The organism is Mycoplasma pogonae (genome assembly GCF_054170725.1).
The window spans coordinates 1-1,124 of record NZ_JBSWZS010000026.1 but is presented as its reverse complement, the minus strand read 5'-3'; the positions used below and the strand labels follow the sequence as shown (position 1 = coordinate 1,124).

1 protein-coding gene is annotated in these 1,124 nt (G+C 25.0%); it reads left to right on the top strand.

All coding sequences use genetic code 4. The features are described 5' to 3' along the window. Positions 1 to 1,124: hypothetical protein (locus tag ACW95P_RS04960; RefSeq protein WP_457962165.1), on the top strand; the 1,124-nt coding region annotated here is incomplete at both ends.

Sequence of the window (1,124 nt, the reverse complement as noted above, 5' to 3'; positions counted from 1 at the left end):
CAGTAGAAACTTCAATTACAAAAATTAAAACAGCATTGAATGCACTTGATGGTGACTTAAATCTTGAAAATGCTAAAAAAGCCATTGATGAATTATCTAATTTATCAGAGACTACTAGAAATAATATCAAAACTAATTTACCTGAAATAACTAAATTAGGAGATAAAAATGTTCTTGATAATGAAGTAACAAAATTTACAGATATTAACAATTACATTGAAACTAAAAAATCTGAAATTAAAAGTTTTAATCATTTATCACCTGAATTACAAACTGGAATTATTGCTAGTTTAGGAGAAATTAGAGATTTAACTAAATCACAATCAGAAATTAAAACTGCAATTGATACTAAAACTAATCAAGCACAAATACTTAATAATAAATATGATGAATTAAAAGCCGCAGTTGCAGCTTATAAAAATGTATTTACAAAACCACAATATACTGAAGCAACAAGCGCTAATAAAACTACACAAAATCAGAAAGTTAAACAAGCTCTAGAATCTGTTTTAAAAGATAAAATATATGGAGATCTTGAAACTGATTTACAAGAATTAACAAATGAAACATTTAAACAAGAAACAACATTGTCTAATGTAGAAACTGCAATTGAAAATGTAAAAAATGCTCTTAATGCATTAAATGGTTTAACTAAAGTTGAGGAAGCAAAAGCTAAGCTTAGAGCAAAAGTTAATGATAGTACAGGTATTTATAATGGTTTAAATCAAGTTACTAAAACTGCTATTTTAAATGATGTTAATAAATTAGAAACTAATACTATAGAAAAAGTAAATGCAATTGATGTTAATGCAAATCAAACATTAAATATTAATACTCAATTACAAACAAAAATTGATGAACTAAAAGCATATAAAAATGATAAAGATTATAAATTAGCTGATGTATCTAAACAAATAGCATTTGATGATGCATTAACAAAATTAGAAGAACAAGCAAATCAAAATTTATTTGATAATGCAATTCGTAATCAAGTAGAAAATGCAATAACTACAGCTACAAATGCCAAAACAGATTTAAATGGTAATGAAAATCTTACAGCTACTAAAACTGCAATTGGTATTCTAACCAACTTATCTGAAACCACAAAAATTAATATCACAACT